Origin of the sequence: Psychrobium sp. MM17-31, assembly GCF_022347785.1 — a bacterium.
Classification (GTDB): Bacteria; Pseudomonadota; Gammaproteobacteria; order Enterobacterales; family Psychrobiaceae; genus Psychrobium.
The window spans coordinates 95,408-111,130 of sequence record NZ_JAKRGA010000002.1; the positions used below are offsets into that span (position 1 = coordinate 95,408).

General features: G+C 42.3%; 20 protein-coding genes. 7 read left to right on the forward strand and 13 right to left on the reverse strand.

Annotated features, from left to right (window positions below):
* Nucleotides 1-36 precede the first annotated feature (36 nt).
* The 3 genes from MHM98_RS04865 to MHM98_RS04875 are packed head-to-tail and all read left to right on the forward strand — an operon-like array spanning nt 37 to nt 1,357.
* A complete protein-coding gene (locus tag MHM98_RS04865) occupies nt 37-504 on the forward strand; it encodes a DMT family transporter (RefSeq protein ID WP_239438154.1) in 468 nt (155 codons plus the stop codon).
* The gene (locus MHM98_RS04870; protein ID WP_275441418.1) at nt 504-959 is read left to right on the forward strand and encodes a DMT family transporter; all 456 of its coding nucleotides are present in this window, start codon (nt 504-506) and stop codon (nt 957-959) included. The genes MHM98_RS04865 and MHM98_RS04870 overlap by 1 nt, the downstream gene beginning before the upstream one ends.
* Nucleotides 956-1,357, forward strand: coding sequence for an NUDIX domain-containing protein (locus MHM98_RS04875; RefSeq protein ID WP_239438156.1), 402 nt, complete (start codon nt 956-958; stop codon nt 1,355-1,357). Before MHM98_RS04870 ends, MHM98_RS04875 begins: the two co-directional genes overlap by 4 nt.
* 11 nt (nt 1,358-1,368) lie before the next feature.
* Here MHM98_RS04875 and MHM98_RS04880 read toward each other — a convergent pair whose 3' ends face one another.
* The 3 genes from MHM98_RS04880 to MHM98_RS04890 all read right to left on the reverse strand — a co-directional run bounded on the left by MHM98_RS04880 (nt 1,369) and on the right by MHM98_RS04890 (nt 4,341).
* Entirely contained in the window at nt 1,369-1,866 is a 498-nt protein-coding gene (locus tag MHM98_RS04880; RefSeq protein ID WP_239438157.1) for a hypothetical protein, read from the reverse strand.
* Nucleotides 1,867-1,926: 60 nt separating this feature from the next.
* Nucleotides 1,927-2,397, reverse strand: a complete 471-nt coding sequence (locus tag MHM98_RS04885; protein ID WP_239438158.1) for a nuclear transport factor 2 family protein — start codon at nt 2,395-2,397, stop codon at nt 1,927-1,929.
* A 63-nt stretch (nt 2,398-2,460) separates the two neighbouring features.
* Complete coding sequence (locus MHM98_RS04890) at nt 2,461-4,341, reverse strand: CocE/NonD family hydrolase (RefSeq protein ID WP_239438159.1); 1,881 nt, start codon at nt 4,339-4,341, stop codon at nt 2,461-2,463.
* A 155-nt stretch (nt 4,342-4,496) separates the two neighbouring features.
* On the opposite strand from MHM98_RS04890, the gene MHM98_RS04895 reads away from it, so the two are divergent.
* The 3 genes from MHM98_RS04895 (at nt 4,497) to MHM98_RS04905 (ending at nt 8,614) form a co-directional block, all read left to right on the forward strand.
* On the forward strand, nt 4,497-5,267 hold the full coding sequence (locus MHM98_RS04895) for a ribonuclease H family protein (protein ID WP_239438160.1): 771 nt from the start codon (nt 4,497-4,499) through the stop codon (nt 5,265-5,267).
* 20 nt (nt 5,268-5,287) lie between these two features.
* Nucleotides 5,288-6,724, forward strand: coding sequence for an FAD-dependent oxidoreductase (locus MHM98_RS04900; protein ID WP_239438161.1), 1,437 nt, complete (start codon nt 5,288-5,290; stop codon nt 6,722-6,724).
* Nucleotides 6,725-6,898: 174 nt separating this feature from the next.
* A complete protein-coding gene (locus MHM98_RS04905; protein WP_239438162.1) occupies nt 6,899-8,614 on the forward strand; it encodes a sensor histidine kinase in 1,716 nt (571 codons plus the stop codon).
* Nucleotides 8,615-8,628: 14 nt separating this feature from the next.
* On the opposite strand, the gene MHM98_RS04910 is transcribed toward MHM98_RS04905, so the two are convergent.
* The gene (locus MHM98_RS04910) at nt 8,629-9,177 is read right to left on the reverse strand and encodes a YaeQ family protein (protein WP_239438163.1); all 549 of its coding nucleotides are present in this window, start codon (nt 9,175-9,177) and stop codon (nt 8,629-8,631) included.
* A gap of 137 nt (nt 9,178-9,314) precedes the next feature.
* Here MHM98_RS04910 and MHM98_RS04915 point away from each other — a divergent pair, with 137 nt between their 5' ends.
* Nucleotides 9,315-10,607, forward strand: a complete 1,293-nt coding sequence (locus tag MHM98_RS04915) for a CinA family nicotinamide mononucleotide deamidase-related protein (RefSeq protein WP_239438164.1) — start codon at nt 9,315-9,317, stop codon at nt 10,605-10,607.
* Nucleotides 10,608-10,622: 15 nt separating this feature from the next.
* On the opposite strand, the gene MHM98_RS04920 is transcribed toward MHM98_RS04915, so the two are convergent.
* The 9 genes from MHM98_RS04920 to MHM98_RS04960 all read right to left on the reverse strand — a co-directional run bounded on the left by MHM98_RS04920 (nt 10,623) and on the right by MHM98_RS04960 (nt 15,592).
* The gene (locus MHM98_RS04920) at nt 10,623-11,057 is read right to left on the reverse strand and encodes a hypothetical protein (RefSeq protein WP_239438165.1); all 435 of its coding nucleotides are present in this window, start codon (nt 11,055-11,057) and stop codon (nt 10,623-10,625) included.
* A gap of 74 nt (nt 11,058-11,131) precedes the next feature.
* Nucleotides 11,132-11,920 (reverse strand): DUF2071 domain-containing protein, encoded by a 789-nt coding sequence (locus MHM98_RS04925; protein ID WP_239438166.1) that lies wholly within the window; start codon nt 11,918-11,920, stop codon nt 11,132-11,134.
* Between the two features lie 12 nt (nt 11,921-11,932).
* The gene (locus MHM98_RS04930) at nt 11,933-12,250 is read right to left on the reverse strand and encodes a hypothetical protein (protein WP_239438167.1); all 318 of its coding nucleotides are present in this window, start codon (nt 12,248-12,250) and stop codon (nt 11,933-11,935) included.
* 50 nt (nt 12,251-12,300) lie between these two features.
* Nucleotides 12,301-12,684 (reverse strand): DoxX-like family protein, encoded by a 384-nt coding sequence (locus MHM98_RS04935; protein ID WP_239438168.1) that lies wholly within the window; start codon nt 12,682-12,684, stop codon nt 12,301-12,303.
* A gap of 146 nt (nt 12,685-12,830) precedes the next feature.
* The gene (locus tag MHM98_RS04940) at nt 12,831-13,208 is read right to left on the reverse strand and encodes a hypothetical protein (protein WP_239438169.1); all 378 of its coding nucleotides are present in this window, start codon (nt 13,206-13,208) and stop codon (nt 12,831-12,833) included.
* A gap of 140 nt (nt 13,209-13,348) precedes the next feature.
* Nucleotides 13,349-13,591 (reverse strand): hypothetical protein, encoded by a 243-nt coding sequence (locus tag MHM98_RS04945; RefSeq protein ID WP_239438170.1) that lies wholly within the window; start codon nt 13,589-13,591, stop codon nt 13,349-13,351.
* Nucleotides 13,592-13,700: 109 nt separating this feature from the next.
* A complete protein-coding gene (locus MHM98_RS04950) occupies nt 13,701-14,096 on the reverse strand; it encodes a hypothetical protein (RefSeq protein ID WP_239438171.1) in 396 nt (131 codons plus the stop codon).
* A gap of 126 nt (nt 14,097-14,222) precedes the next feature.
* On the reverse strand, nt 14,223-14,600 hold the full coding sequence (locus MHM98_RS04955) for a hypothetical protein (protein WP_239438172.1): 378 nt from the start codon (nt 14,598-14,600) through the stop codon (nt 14,223-14,225).
* Nucleotides 14,601-14,980: 380 nt separating this feature from the next.
* Nucleotides 14,981-15,592 carry a tRNA-uridine aminocarboxypropyltransferase gene (locus MHM98_RS04960; RefSeq protein ID WP_239438173.1) on the reverse strand — a complete coding sequence of 204 codons (612 nt, stop codon included), beginning with the start codon at nt 15,590-15,592 and terminating at the stop codon, nt 14,981-14,983.
* Nucleotides 15,593-15,723 lie beyond the last annotated feature (131 nt).

Consider the following 15,723-nt stretch of genomic DNA (forward strand, 5'->3'; position numbering starts at 1 on the left):
ATAATCTTCGTATCCTAAACATCAACAGATTAACAAATGAAACAAGGTTTATTTAATTACCTAATTGCCTTTAGTGGCGGCTGTTTATTAGCGCTAATGATCGCCTCAAATAGCGAGTTGGCAAAATATAGTTCTGCCGTTGGCGCATCTTGGGTAGCGCACCTAATTGGCACTATTGTCTCACTAATTTTAATGGTGATTACGACTCTTTATTTCTCCACCTCAAACAAAATATCTCATCATCGAAAAATCCCAATGTGGGCCTATAGCGGTGGTATTTTTGGCGCTTTTACCGTGGTATTAGCGGCAATCACTGTTAATAGCCAACTCGGTCTAGCTGTCACCATTGCACTTGTTATGTTCGGACAGTTGCTATTTGGCATAATTAGCGATTATTACGGATTATTTGGCTCTAACCGAAAGAAGCCGATGCTTAAAGATATTCTTGGCATTTGTCTTACCTTCAGCGGTTGTATTGTTATGATTATGGGAGCGCAATACTAATGATTACGTTGTGTTTAATCGCTTTGTGCAACGGTGTGGTAATAAGCATGTGCCGCGTTATAAACGGTAGATTAGCGCAAGATACCGATGCTTTTCATGCCGCCTATTGGAATCATTTGGTGGGTTTAGTCGTCCTCAGCGTTATCTGCTTAGTTAGTAGTTCCGGTATCAGCACTCTCCTATTTAATGCACCTTGGTGGGCATGGTCAGGAGGCATCATTGGCGCTCTTTTTGTTGCTATTAATGCCTTTGTGGTCACTAAATTGGGCGCGACACTCACTGCGCTGTTAATAATATCTGGCCAACTCTTTAGTGGAACAGTGATTAGCTTATTTCAACAAGGCTTTTCACACGGAATGGCAATAACCCCACTCATTGGCTGTGTGCTTGTTTTTGGCGGCATCGTCATTATCAAATCAGATTTTAATACAACAAATACAAAGGAAACGACGTGAACAACATCATTAAAAAAGCCGCTTGGATAACAATTAAAGACAGAAAGTTACTTTGCGTACGCTCAACAGGCAAAACGTTATTTTATGTGCCGGGTGGTAAAATTGAGGCTAACGAATCTATAGAGCAAGCCCTTATCAGGGAGATTAAGGAAGAGCTATCTGTCTCACTTATTGAAAGTTCAATTGCCAAGTGTTGCACTGTTACATCTCCAGCTGATGGTAAACCTGCTGGCACCTTAGTTGAGCTTTCCTGTTTCACAGCTAATTACAGCGGAACATTAACGGTAAATGCAGAAATAGAAGAATTGGCTTGGCTAGGGATAGAAGATACAGAGAGATGCTCAGTGGCCACAAGAGCACTATTTGAAAAACTTATATCATTAAAACGATTAAAATAATCTCAAACACATTAGATTTTCTTAGGCAGCTGTTTATTTTCTAATTGAGCTGTATTGCTTTCATGATTATCTAGTAACGATTTAGCTTTGTCATAGCCAGATTCAACCGCGAGTTTTAGCATTTTCAATGCAAAAGCCTTTTGTTCGGCGTTAAATTGCTCAGGTATTTCAATGTGGACGATATAATAAAACATCGATGCTGCGTGATTGTGGCCAGAAAACGTCGCAGCGGCGTATAGATCGAGAGCCATTTTAAGATCTTTATCTACGCCATAACCGAAGAAATAAAGCTCAGCGAGTAGTGTCGTACTACTGTTATTCTTTTCAATCTCATGGCCAATACCACACCACTTAAACGCTTTAGCATAATCTTTTTCGACACCTTTATAGCCGTAACTATAGGCATAACAAGCGTCGTGCGCAGAGTCGAAACCGTCAAACATTTTGTCTGAAGCTGCATTTATAGAACACGTGATAAAGCAGCACACGGCGAATATTAAACGGTTCATTTAAAGTCCTTTTTAAAATTCAAGAGTCTTAATCACTCTAGCGTTAATTAATAAATGCCGCTAGTTTTTTGAATATCTCGCAATAAATTTCTCACAATCTCCAGCATGCGTATTATCAATCAAATAAACAATCTTCCAGTCATTATCAAATTTCACCAACTGAAAACTGTTAACGCCACAATGACTTAGTTTACCGTCGAGATAAAACACGTATGGTGTCCAAACTGAGGCTAGGTTGTCGCTGATAGAAACGTCCACCGCTAATAACTTTTCATCCAAATGCTTATCAGTTTTCGAAACGAATGCTGCGAACTTTTTAAGATCATTGGTTTTGACCTCGTCGCCCTTACCCGCTCGCTGCAATATCGCATTGTCAGTAAACTGAGCTAATAGCTTGTCGCCATTATGCTCCCGCATTGCGTCAAACATGTTGTTAATTGGCTTTGCGCTAGCGTGCTCTTTTGCAAAACTAGGTGTGCTCATAGTGAAAGAACTCATTAAGGTCGCTAGTAATAACAGTGATTTTTTCATAACTTTTCTCCTATCAATAAAAAAGCGAGTGAACTTTCACTCGCTTTTTCGTAGTCCAATTAACTACTTAATAGTGCCGAAGCTAATTGAGCTTGGGTACTTAGCACTGTGGTAGATTTTGTGCGTTGCCTTAACAAAATCGACTTCCTTCGCGTTAAAGATGTTGTCCACGTAGTGTTGTGGGTTGCGATCGATAAACGGGAACATGCTACTTTGGATTTGAATTTGTAGCTTGTGTCCGCGTTTAATGGTGTGCAACACATCGTATAACTCAAACGACACCTTTGTCGGTTTGTTTGGCACGAATGGTTTAGGGTCGCTCATGCTGTCTCTAAAGCGGCCGCGGATAACGCCCCAGCGCACTAGCTCGTGACGATTCGCTTTTTCGCGATCAACTTTATCGGTGTTTTCATTGATGCTTGGGAACACATCCACCAGCTTAACCACAATATCGGCACTGCTTTGTGATGTAGAGAACCATAAGTCTAAATCAATAGCACCTGCGATAGTTTTGTCTTGTTCCATTACTGGCGTTTCAAAGACTAATACGTCTGAGCGACGCGCCGCAAAACGCTGATCTTCAACCATGTATGGCTTGTCCCAACCACGGCTAATTTTTGCTGAATGCGGTACAGGTTTGTTTGGATCGCTCACCCAGTCACTAGCGCTTTCGCTGTGCTTAGGCTTACTCGCTGTCAGTACTTGCTTTTCATCGAGGAACAGCGTTTCTTTCTTAGCGTTCTTCGGTGGCCATGCATCGAAGTGTCTAAAGCGGTTAGCACCAGTTTCAAACATCGTCGCCTTAGCTAAGTTTGGATCTTTCTTGCCTTTTAAATGGTGATTAAAGAACGGCAGTAGTACAGACTTTTGGAACCATTTACTGGTATCAAAGCCAAAGTCCGCTTCACCGAGTTTGTTGCCCTTACCGCGATTCCATTGACCGTGATACCAAGGGCCCATAATCATTTTTACGTTGTCTTTTTTATTGTTCTTAGACATCGATTGATAAGTCTCTAACGGACCGTATAAATCTTCGGTGTCATACCAACCACCAACAACTAAGGTTGCAGGCTTAACTTTGTTAAGGTGCGGCAGAATGTTGCGCGCTTGCCAGTACTCATCGTAATTAGGATGCTCGGTCAGCTCATTCCAGAATGGACGCTTGCCGTGGAAATATTTCTTATTAACGTTCGACAATGGGCCGAGTTTTAAGAAGAAATCGTAACCGTCTGTAGTTTCACGTTTCATACCTTCTGGCCAATGAGCGTGCGGCTTTTCACGTTGCTTATCAAAGGTATCGAAGAACAAGAACGCCATTGGCACTACAAAGGCACCGTTGCGGTGGAAGTCATCAAAAAACCAATCAGCGATTGGCGCTTGTGGTGAAATCGCTTTTAGCGCCTTGTGACTGTTAATCGCTGCAACAGAGGTGTAATAACCAGGGTAAGAGGTTCCGTGCATCCCCACTTTACCGTTGTTGTTATCAACGTTTTTCACCAGCCAATCGATGGTGTCATAAGTGTCTGTCGCATCATCAACCGCTTTTTTACCGCGTTTGTAAGCGTCTTGCGGGCGCATGTTTACGTATTCACCCTCTGACATGAACTTGCCGCGCACGTCTTGGAATACGAAAATAAAGCCTTCTTTTTCAAACATCGCATCTGGACCAAGGCGCGTTTTGTATTTATCGCTGCCATATGGCCCAACCGTATAAGGTGTGCGCTGCATGATCATTGGATAGGTTTTTGAACGATCTTTTGGCGAATAAACCACAGTAAAGAGTTTAGTGCCATCGCGCATTGGGATTTGATATTCGTATTTGGTGTAGTTAGCGCGAATGTATTCGGCGCGAGGGTTTTCTTTCTTTGCCGCATAACTACTAGCAACAGGTGCAGCAAGCAGCGACAGCGCCATACAGACGGCGGCTAAAGGCTTCAAGTTCATACCATTTTCCTTAACAAAAACAGGTTATTATTTTTATAAAATCGGCTTATATTAGCGCACTGATTACTTTCTCCACAGCATTAGTTAAATAAGACTTGTAACTAAATGCTATAGCGCTATTATCTGCCTCCAATAACGGTTAGGAATTTATTCAAATGAGCAAAAAACATTACGTGGTATGGAAAGGATTGAAAACTGGTGTTTTCGATTCATGGCCAGAAGTCAAAAGCTACATCGACGGCCAAGCAGACGCACAATACATGGGATTTGCCTCGAAACAACTGGCCGAAGAAGCGTTTAAAGACAACTACACACGCGCCTTAATGAAACGCTCTTTAGAAAAAGGCGGTAAAGCGAGTGCACCAGCTTCAAGCAAACCTAAAGTCAGCAATCGCGCAATCACCTCAGCCGATGTGGATATTTATTGTGATGGCGCCTGTTCACCAAATCCTGGCAAAGCCGGAACAGGTGTTGCGGTGTATGAACAGGGAACACCTACCAGCTTGTACTATGGCTTATATGACGCCAATGGCACTAATAACTCAGCGGAATTACTGGGCATGTTAGAAGCTTTTAAACTTGCGCAAACTTTTGTATCGCAACAAAAAAGCGTACAAATTTTGTCAGATTCAAAGTACTCCATTGATTGTATTACCAAATGGGCTGCAGGCTGGCAGAAAAAAGGCTGGGTGCGTGGTAAAAACGAGCCAATCAAGAATCTAGCGTTAATTCAAGAGTGCTTCGCTCGCTATCAACAACTTCAAAATCACATTACTATTAGCCATGTAAAAGGTCACGCCGATATCGAAGGTAACGAATTATCTGATCGCATGGCGGTGTATGGTCGTACTACTAAAGAAACTGGCTTTGTGGCGTATCAAAACGCCATTGATATTAAAGAAATTCTCGCGATGCCATCAGGCTAAGCGACAATGCATTAGGTTTCATGAACAACACATTATCACCAACGCCCAAAGTGGCAATTATCGGCGGCGGCATTGCTGGCTCAACCGCCGCGTTAGGGCTTGCTAGCCATCAGCTTGACACGGTGCTTATCGAAGCTGGCCCAAGTTTAGTCAACGGGCCGCCAATTTGTCATCTCCATGCCGGCGGTAACCTCTATCGCGAAATCGATGACGAGCAGTGCTTAACTTTGCTTAGACAATCTATCGATACCCTAAAGCTTTATCCGCAATGTGCCGATTATCGCCCGACACTCATTGCCATTCCCAAGCGCGATCCCGGCACCTTTGAGCAATTATTACCGCGGCTTGAACTATTAAAGTCTCATTACCAAACCTTGGTCAATGAGAGTGAAGACAATCGGATGATTGGCGATCCCGCTAATTATTATCACGTGTTTGAACAAGCTGACGTTGAAGCGCTGCTTGAGTTGCCTAATCCAACTATCGCTAAAACGCCACGCGACTGGTTAATTCCAGTCGTTAAAAAACTCGATATTACGCAAATAAAATTTCCGCTGATTTTGGTCGAAGAATATGGCCTTAATGTGTTTAGACTTGCTGCCAGCGCAACACTTGCCAGTGAGCAATTGTCGCATTGCCAAGTGATGACCAATACACGCGTCCAAGCCATAGCGCGCATTGATAATCAGTGGCAACTAACGGTAAATAACAATGGCGATGTTAGTACAATCAATGTCGACTATCTCGTTAATGCCTGTGGATTTAAGAGCGGCAGCATCGACGATCTTATCGGTTGTCACGAACAGCGTTTAGTGGAATTTAAAGCGGCCTACGTGACTAAATGGAATGAAGTAGAGGGCCATTGGCCTGAGGTTATTTTCTATGGCCAGCGTGGCACGCCAAATGGCATGGCGCAGCTTACCCCGTACCCTAACGGCTATTTCCAAATTCATGGCATGACCAAAGATATTACCTTGTTTGACGATGGCTTAGTCAGCAATGATAGCGATTCTTCACAGCCTGAACTGCCACAAGGACTCGCTAGCAAAATTGCTCAGCACCAATGGCCAGCAGAGGTTGCCAACGCACGAACTCAGAAATCCATTGATTTTATGGCTCATTTTATTCCGGCCTTTGATAGCGCACAAATCGGCGGTATTCCGCTTTATGGCGCGCAACAAATACCCGGTAAAGATCCCGACCTGCGTGCAGCCGATGTCGACTTTTCCACACCGTTTTACGCCCGCAGTGAAATTGTAAAAGCCTCATCAGCCATTGACGCTACTGCGCTGATTTACAATGATATTTGTGAAAAATTCAGCCTCGAATTAGCGCCTTTTTCGATGCCTGCAATCAATAATACCCTTATTGAGACTGACGTTGCAGCAAAGGCCGTTCAACTCGCTAGCGAGCGCAAATACCCTACCTATTTAGCTAGCCGCATCAACGAAGCCTAAAGCGCGCATTCTATAAAAATTGGACTTAGTAAATTGCTAAGTCCATTTTCCCGTCTATACTTTGTTGGAATTGTCGTTAAATGCTTGACCACAAAGCATTTCATCAACATTTAAAACGATTGTTAAAAGTAGTTAATAAAATTAGATGCCAGATGCATCAATGAGACTATCCCCATGAAGAGTATGACTATTGACCTTAATAAGCGCTTGGTCTTAAAAGTACTATGGACCCTCTCGCTGTGTGATGTAATTCTTCTATTAACCCTATTTTTCGCCGCAGAATATTTCACTAAATATCAGGCGCAAAACGAACTGCAACAAGCCTTTGCTTACATTTCATTTAATTTTCCCAAGCTCAACCTCGCCATCGGCTTAGTGCTTATTGTTGCCTTAATGATTGGCATTTATACCTTACAAAACATCGAACAGCGTGAACATGATGATGTCGACTCGACCATCAACAATCTCATCGATGGCAAAATTGCTAATATCAAAATCCTTGAACGTTATACCGTGCTGCGACATCTCGCCGTTTTTATTCTGCGCTTAAAACAATCTTTGCGTAAGACCGAACGTCAACGAGAAGCGCTCCTTAGCGATATTGAAATTCTCGGCGACAGCAAAGCCCATTATTTTATGCTGTTAGATGTTACTGCCACTGCCACCCTGACCATCAACGATTCACAAGAAATCGTTCAGTTTAATCAGGCAGCACAGCGCATGTTTGGCTACGAAAAGCACGAGATTATTGGCCGCTCCCTAGTTACATTATTGCCAAAGCATGTGCGCGCTGGACACCATAAGAAAGTCAAAGCCTTTGATAAATCCAAAAATAGATTCGCGAGCCTCCGAGAAGGCGCTCGTGTACAAGGCGTAAGGAAAAATGGCCAAGAATTTCCCGTCGAAGTCGATGTCACTAAAGTTGAAATAAAATCTGAAAAGCTGTTTATTGCCTCGGTATTCGATATTTCCCAGCGCTTAGTCCAGCAAGAAAAACTGGCGCAACAAACACAGCAACTAAAGCAAAATAATCAACAACTCAAACACTATCAAAAAATGCTGGAAGAGCTCGTCAATGAGCGCACCGACGAATTAGAACTAAGTGAACTAAGCCTTAGTGCAGCCAACCAGCAACTAATAGACGCTGAGAAAATGGTTGCCCTTGGAGAAATGGTGTCAGCTGCAGCACATGAGATTAATACGCCAATAGGCATTGGCATTACCTGTGGCTCTAACCTGCTTGAAGCCACTGAAAGTCTAAACAAGCGAATCGCTGATAATCAATTAACCAAAAGTGACCTTAATGCTTACACCGCCATGGTGGAGAAAAGTGCCAAAATTGTCCTTAGTAACATGGAGCGGGCAGCGGGTTTAGTACACAGCTTTAAAGCAGTTTCTTCTGATCAAGTCACCGACATGCAACGTTTGTTTAATTTGCGCGAATATTTAGAAGAAATTCTACTGAGTCTAAATCCAAGAATTGGCAAAACATCACATGAAGTACTAATCAACTGTGACAGCAATATTGTGCTAGATACGAAGCCCGGTGCGATATCGCAAATTATCACCAATCTCATTATGAATAGTCTCATTCACGGTTTTGAAGCGATGGAAAATGGTATGGTCAATATCAATGCGACTCAACTCGGTGGTGAGCTTCAACTTATCTACAAAGACAATGGCAAAGGACTTAACAAAGAGCAATCAAAGAAGCTATTTGATCCTTTTTACACGACGAAAAAAGACCAAGGTGGTACAGGTTTAGGCATGCATATAGTCGAAGAGCTAATCAAAGACTCATTACAGGGAAATATCGAATTGATGCCAAGTGAAGAAGGTATTTGCTTGCGTCTTACCTTCCCCACTATTTTAGAGAGCGCAGAGTCGTGAGAGCAAAAAAGAAGCTACTCAGTCGCCTCTTGCCAACAAGTAATATCTAGCTGAATTGACGTGTCACCACAACTGAGCCACACATCGCCATCACTGATGGAAAATTGTAGCTGCATAGTGCGCTGCGCAATTGCCGCCAATTGTTCCATGGTGTCATCACTCACAAAATACACAGCTAAATTACTGTATTTACGAGCGATATTTTGATGCTGCTTCCACCACTCATTAGCGCTATTACTGCTATAAGTAAACAGAATCGCCTGTTTTGAACGGACACTTGCTTTCTTTAAGCGCTTTTCATCTGGCGTGCCCAAATCAATCCACAGCTCGATTTCGTCGCTGTAATTCTTTTGCCATAACTCAGGCTCGTCTTCTTCACACAACCCTTTGGTAAATGTCAGTTGTTCATTGGCATTTAATGCCCACGCTACAATGCGTAGCATCATGCGTTGCAGTGTCTCTGACGGATGCTGTGCGATGGTTAGATTTTGATCGAGATAGATATCTTGATCCATGTTCGCCAAGTTAACATCGGCTTTGTAAATGGTGGCTTTTTGCGCCATGGGGATTGTCCAAAAATTTGCAGATGGCTAATGGTACGACAACTACTTAAAACTTCCAATTATTTAACAATTTATCTATCGATAAGATCACCTTGTTTGTTACACTCAAGCCGTTATACACCCGCTGGAAATGGAAGATGCAAACAAGCAAGCTCAACGTAGAACTACTACTCACTGGCAACGAACTGATGTCAGGTGATGTAATTGATAGCAACTCAGCATTTATCGCTCAAGAACTTGGCAGTTTAGGCCTCGAAGTGACCCGCCGCGTTACCGTCAAAGATGACCTTTCAATGCTAGCAGAAGAAATTGCTTGTCACGCCAAGCGCTGTGACATACTCATCATCAACGGCGGTTTAGGGCCGACAGTGGACGATATGACAGCGCAAGCGCTTGCAATGGCCGCAGGTGTTGATATTAGCGAACATCCTGATGCCATGGCGCATCTGGTTGATTGGTGCCAACGCCGCAACTACACGCTAAGTGATTCCAATAAAAAACAAGCGATGCTGCCAACGGGCTGTGACATTATTCCCAATGAAGCAGGCAGCGCCGTTGGCTTTACCATGCGCGTCGGCAGCTGTCAGATCTACACCACGCCGGGTGTGCCGCGTGAATTAAAGAAAATGCTTGGCAGTGAAATTCTGCCGCACATTCAGCAGTGTTTTTCGATTAACGACACGACAGACGTTAGCCGCTTTCAAGTATTCGGCCTCGGCGAATCAACCATTCAAGACATGGTTAATGCACAACTCCCAGATTGGCCAAAGCACATCGAACTAGGCTATCGCGCCGCCATGCCAATGCTAGAAATCAAGCTCACTAGTCACCATCAACAAGGCCATGACGACAAGCTAATTTGGCAACAAAAGCTAATGGATATTCTCGGTGCTCACGTGATTGGTGAGGGCCGCATTTCGATGGCGCGCTCGCTCATTAACGTGTTAGAAGAACAAGATAAAACCGTCACCTTTGCCGAGTCTTGTACTGGTGGCTTAATGGCTTCATTAATCACCAAAGAAGCAGGCTCTTCGGCTGCATTTGAAGCGGGCTTTGTCACATACTCTAACGCCATGAAGACCAAGTTAGTCAATGTGCCGGAGCAAACCTTAATCGACCACGGCGCAGTTAGTGAGCAGGTAGTTATCGCCATGCTAAAAGGCGCACTCGAAGTAAGCGGCGCCGATGTTGGTGCAGCAGTGTCAGGCATCGCAGGCCCCGGTGGCGGCAGCGACGAAAAACCAGTGGGCTTAGTGTGGATTGCATGGGGCGATAAAGACAACATCAACACCGCCGCATTATATCTGCCACTTGGCCGGCTCTACTTCCAACAATACGTCGCCACTTGCGGCTTAGATTTAGTGAAGCGACATCTATTAGATATCGCAGAGCCTGCTAAGTATTTAGATGCTAGAAAGGCTACAATTTAGAGTAGTTAAGGGCGACTAACTACTTTGTTGTCGCCCTTGGTTAATAACATACTGCATATAAATAACGTGAAGAATTGACGTTATAAACGGATTCAACCACATCCTCTCACCGCGTTTTGTTGCCGTAATTCGATTAATCCGGTTGCGCACCATAATTATCCAAGTGACATCAAATAGCGTTGAAATTGCATGGATAACAATAGTCAACTCAATAGCTTCGGGGCTATTCAGATTCATAAAAACATGAATCAAACTAGCGAACGAAACTCCAAAGAGAAATATCGCTGTGGCAATAAACCAGCTCGGAATTTTATATTCGGTATATCGATTAATACGTTGAGAATACTGATATAGCTTTACAATCAAATAAATGCCAACAGTAAGAATACACAGTACTAAGACCTTAGCAACAGACTCGTATTCAAAAATATCGGCCACTTTATTTTGCACTATAGTTTCCATAAATAATTCAATCTATCCAAATGAATCTCATAACCAATCACCATCTGAGCACAATAATTCTTTTAGTCGATTACTCTTGGTGGAAGATAAATCGTAAATTCATTGAGCGGCTCTATCAACACGCAGTATGGTTTTTGTTGCTCCTCTTTTGTAACAATATTTAAGTCAGTTAATAGCTTAAACTGAGCTGATACTAAACGCGCAGGGTTAACTGCCAACTCTTTATGCCACACACTATAGGTTCCTAATTTACCGTCTCGACGATAATAAAAACCCGTCAATGGATGCGTTAGATAAACCAACATCGATTCCTTGTTAGGAAATCCTGAATATTCAAATTGGTCGTCGATAGACTGTTTTAATTCCACCTCTGCGGCAGCCCATTCAGACTGTGTTTGCATGCAATATCTGTCATACAAGCCAGTGCTGTTATTCAATGAACAATCAAAATGCACTTTGCCTGCATGCCATGGCAGATTCCACAAATAGCGTGGCACAGCCAGCGTCCAAGAATCGAGTGTCGTGCCAATAAACCACACACACCGCTCTCCAGTCTGCTTATCAATGATATACACGCGATAGTTTGTCTGCCCCATCGTGAATTTGGGAAACGGAAACACCGCTGAAGTGAAATCGACATCAATAAAAGGAACTACTGAAATAAGCCCGAGGGACTGTCCATTTGCTTCTATCGTATCCAATTCAAATCGGTCAGGAAACATGCCATTAAAGCGCTCAGCAGGCACCCCGTAGGTGATAATCGCGAAGTGCTTTAAGCCACACAAAACATCTATACCACTCGGCTTTAGGCGCGGCGTTAAATAATCGTTAAACTCTCTGGACTCTTGCATCTAAAACTCCATCTAACTAAATCCTAAATAAATCAATACCACGCCACCAAACACAGCAACAAAGCCTAACGGCCTAAAATACGGGCCAATCTTCGTGGTTAGTGCTGCAAACTTCTTGTGATTATTGCTGCCAATGACCAGTAAAAATACGCTGACAAAACAAAGCACTGCGCCGATTACTTTTACTGTTAACGGATAGGACGTTTGTTCTGCAAATAGAATCAATAAAACACCTACAGTTAAACGACTGACAATTTCAAAGGCGTGAAACCACGGTTTTTCACTAAAGGCAGTAATGCCTTTTGCGAATGCGAGTGGTTTTGCAATCATCAAACAGCCGAAGAGACACATGCCTATTCCGAATAGAGTGAGGATTATCATTAGTGAGCAGCCGTTTTCTGGTTAGCCTTATTGCGCAATAAAATCACACTAAAAGCAATTAATGGCAGATTTGTGGTGACTGGGTTAAAAGCCTCAATTAACAATTGCGGCTGTAAAGTCGCCACAAAAAGAAGTAACGCTAACATGCCGATAATGTTAAGAACATTGAGGATCTTATTGGTATAAAAGACGAAGAAGACTATTCCGAAAAGTATCTCACTTACCCCAGCAAAACGAGTCACCCAGTCCGACATCTCAGTTGATAGACCCAAACTTGCAGTCATCAGTCTTTCTAAAGGTGCAATATGTATTAATTTGGGAAACAAACCGTGGTAAATCCACGAGAAGGCAATAACATAGCGAGCGATTTGTTGTGCGTTCAAGGCACTTCCTTTTTCTATTCTGATTTACAACACGAGTAAAACTTGAGTGACACTTGCTGTACCTGCTAATCCTTTTATCATCTCTCAAAGGCAAAGTACAAATATTCATATTCATATTTATTGAGATACGCATTGATTCAGAAGTGCTATGAGCTAGGCTCACACACATACCCAACTTCAAACTCAGTCGCAGAAGCGCAGTGGACGAAATCTTCGTTATTGTCTTTACCAACAAACGTCTTAGTCTCTCCCTGAGCTAGCTTGAAGTCTTCTAAATCAATAGTAATACAGGTTTCCCTACCAGCATCTAGAAAACAACGTCGAGAAGCGACTTTAAAATAACAAACTCCAGAATCACTTTCTTTACAGTCGATAACAGTCGATTCGTTTTTAATAGCCGTGATAACGGTCATTTTAACGCCGTCTTCAATGGTAGTATTTGTATGATGAGCATAGCGCGTTGAAAAATCACAGCCAGCAAGCAGAATCACGCCGAAAATTAAGGTTAAGAGAGTTAGTCGCATAGATACATCCTTGTATATTGAAAGTTTTGACACCATAGATTTATAGTCTAAAAAGTCCTAGGTTGATACTTTATTTGTGCTGATGACGAATTGAGAAACTTTTGGGTATCTATTGTTTTTTTGTCCTTTTGAATGACTTGTTATGCAGACTTTTGCCAAACGCTCTCAAACTCTTCTCTTGATATTTCTCGCGAATCTGACAAGCCTAGATCTTTAATGTTTCCATCATATAACCAACACTCTTCAACTGAATCATTTCTAGATGAAAACCACTTACCATCATATTGTTCAACCTGCCTGAGCGCATGTCCCTCATCAGCAAACTCTGTCCAAATAGTTCCTTCGTCTAAGTATGATTCAGACACTCCTATCCAATATTGCACTGAATTTCCTTATCTGCATAACGCCCCAAGCAGGGGCAACGTTTAAGCTGGTTAAAATTAGGAGCGAAGCGACGGGAGCCAGCTTAAATTGTCCCGTTGGCTAGGCTTGTTAGGTGTTACCTACTCTAGACCACTGAATTTCATTTATTCCGTCGGTTTCTTCTAAGATATCACGAACGGCATCCAATAAAGGCTTTGTTAATTCTAAAGGAGCTTTGTTTCTTCCGAAAAAACCTCTAGCGTATGGTTCAAGAAAGCACTGCCACTCAGTCTGCGAACCTTCAACGTTGCCACAACATAACCTATATTCATTGTCACCTAAAAAATGTTCGATATACCAACCCCAATCTTCACTTTCAGGGTATGAAGTTACAATCCCCTTAGACGATAACTTTTTACTAATCCAAAACGCTAACTCAGCACCATAAACTTCAGGATTCACCTGCAATTCATCTGGTAAAAACGGTTTGAATAGCTCGGATTTAAAACTTACAGACGTATCCATACGTAACACCTAACGCTCCAATAATGGGCTAAAACTTGTTGGCTATAATGACTGAGGCACGAAGGAAAGCCAACGAGTTTTTGTCCCAGTGACCGAAGGGAACGAATTCATTGGCTTGTTATATTCTCAATCACTCAAAGCCATTTTGATTGCTTTATCTAAACGGTCTTCGTCATCTGCTAGATGTTGATAATCAGCGTAAGGCAATTGGCCATCATTGAATTGTTTTTCGAAGAAAATCTTCAAGCGCCATTCATCCGGCTCATCTTCACCGAAATCAAAGTCGATTCCACCGACCTCAGGGGTTTTAAAAACATCTATACCTACACCATGTGTACGATAAAACCAGTTTGTCCCTGGAATTTGATTTCTTCCTCGATATTTTTGACCCAAAATATCTTTTGCATCATCCAGTTTATAAGAATGAACCAATACTTCTTTTACCCACGCCATAACTCCATGCCACAAAGGGATTAAGTTTTTAATTAACTCTTCGTCTTTCACCAAATTTCCCTGAGAATATAGCAGTATATTATCCAGCACGCTTAATAATACCGGACAATTAATTTTAAAACAGACACAAACATTAGTAATAAATACAATATTTGTCAATGAGTTAGGAAATGCAAACACATGGACATTCATTGGAATGCTTTGGGGAAAGCGTGCATTGCGTCATACATTGCACACCTATGCAATGTATGACGCACAGCTATAATATTTATCATTTAGTAATCAATTGTTTATAAATTCTATAGTGTAGAAAGCGTGCAACATCATGCACGCTTTCCACACAACATTTAATATTTTTCATAGAACTTATTATAACTGTACAGATAAACAGCGTTAAGCTGTGACGGTTCCGATCATTATTTCACTTAAATCTAATACCGCTCTTGAACGTCCTTGGGCATTGACTGAATTTGAAAATCCACCATTGCTTTGAAGCTTGTTAGTAAGCCTTCAAACTTGTCGCCTTCGACGACGGTTAACACCGCGTGAATCGCTTCTAGGGTCGATAAACTATCAGCGCGGGAAGATTTGCGGATACGGTAATCGCTTTCGTTAACCGCGTCGATACCAATAGCTGGTAAGTCAGATAGAAATGGATTAAGTTGGAGGGTTTTGAATGCCTTTTTCCAGCTGCCGTCGATCACCACTAGTTGGTAATCACTTAGCTTTAATGCATGATTTTCAAAGATTTGTTGCGCGAGTTGTTGCGGTAAAATGGCGTCTTCTTGAGGGTATAACAACAAGCTCTTTTTAGCTGCTAGTTTAGTGAGTAATTCGTCGTTATCCGTAAAGTCTTCTCCGACAAAAACATCGATATTATTTAGGGATAACTCGACGATTTTCGCGGTGCCTTTCGCGTGCTTCACTTCGCTGGTGTGTTGTAAAATTATCACAGGTAGCTCATTGTCAATCAGGCTAATGGTGTGACAAAAACAAGCGGCTAAGGCTCTGTTACATTGTGGGCAGCGGGCTCTTTTACTCATGATGATTTTTCTAGTGTTAAAAACGCCGTTATTGTATCACCAATCGCATCGGGCACATGGTTACATTGCTACCGATTTGTGTAACACTGCCCACAACCTTGTGATTTGTTATTATTTTTCCAATGAAGTAC

Excerpts from the sequence above, each read along its gene's own strand:
- MHM98_RS04900 (WP_239438161.1), top strand. The coding sequence starts at position 5,288 with ATGAACAACACATTATCACCAACGCCCAAAGTGGCAATTATCGGCGGC.
- MHM98_RS04895 (WP_239438160.1), top strand. The coding sequence starts at position 4,497 with ATGAGCAAAAAACATTACGTGGTATGGAAAGGATTGAAAACTGGTGTT.
- MHM98_RS04910 (WP_239438163.1), bottom strand. The coding sequence starts at position 9,177 with ATGGCGCAAAAAGCCACCATTTACAAAGCCGATGTTAACTTGGCGAAC.
- MHM98_RS04915 (WP_239438164.1), top strand. The coding sequence starts at position 9,315 with ATGCAAACAAGCAAGCTCAACGTAGAACTACTACTCACTGGCAACGAA.
- MHM98_RS04885 (WP_239438158.1), bottom strand. The coding sequence starts at position 2,397 with ATGAAAAAATCACTGTTATTACTAGCGACCTTAATGAGTTCTTTCACT.
- MHM98_RS04905 (WP_239438162.1), top strand. The coding sequence starts at position 6,899 with ATGAAGAGTATGACTATTGACCTTAATAAGCGCTTGGTCTTAAAAGTA.
- MHM98_RS04950 (WP_239438171.1), bottom strand. The coding sequence starts at position 14,096 with ATGGATACGTCTGTAAGTTTTAAATCCGAGCTATTCAAACCGTTTTTA.
- MHM98_RS04890 (WP_239438159.1), bottom strand. The coding sequence starts at position 4,341 with ATGAACTTGAAGCCTTTAGCCGCCGTCTGTATGGCGCTGTCGCTGCTT.
- MHM98_RS04865 (WP_239438154.1), top strand. The coding sequence starts at position 37 with ATGAAACAAGGTTTATTTAATTACCTAATTGCCTTTAGTGGCGGCTGT.
- MHM98_RS04925 (WP_239438166.1), bottom strand. The coding sequence starts at position 11,920 with ATGCAAGAGTCCAGAGAGTTTAACGATTATTTAACGCCGCGCCTAAAG.
- MHM98_RS04930 (WP_239438167.1), bottom strand. The coding sequence starts at position 12,250 with ATGATTGCAAAACCACTCGCATTCGCAAAAGGCATTACTGCCTTTAGT.
- MHM98_RS04940 (WP_239438169.1), bottom strand. The coding sequence starts at position 13,208 with ATGCGACTAACTCTCTTAACCTTAATTTTCGGCGTGATTCTGCTTGCT.
- MHM98_RS04870 (WP_275441418.1), top strand. The coding sequence starts at position 504 with ATGATTACGTTGTGTTTAATCGCTTTGTGCAACGGTGTGGTAATAAGC.
- MHM98_RS04960 (WP_239438173.1), bottom strand. The coding sequence starts at position 15,592 with ATGAGTAAAAGAGCCCGCTGCCCACAATGTAACAGAGCCTTAGCCGCT.
- MHM98_RS04880 (WP_239438157.1), bottom strand. The coding sequence starts at position 1,866 with ATGAACCGTTTAATATTCGCCGTGTGCTGCTTTATCACGTGTTCTATA.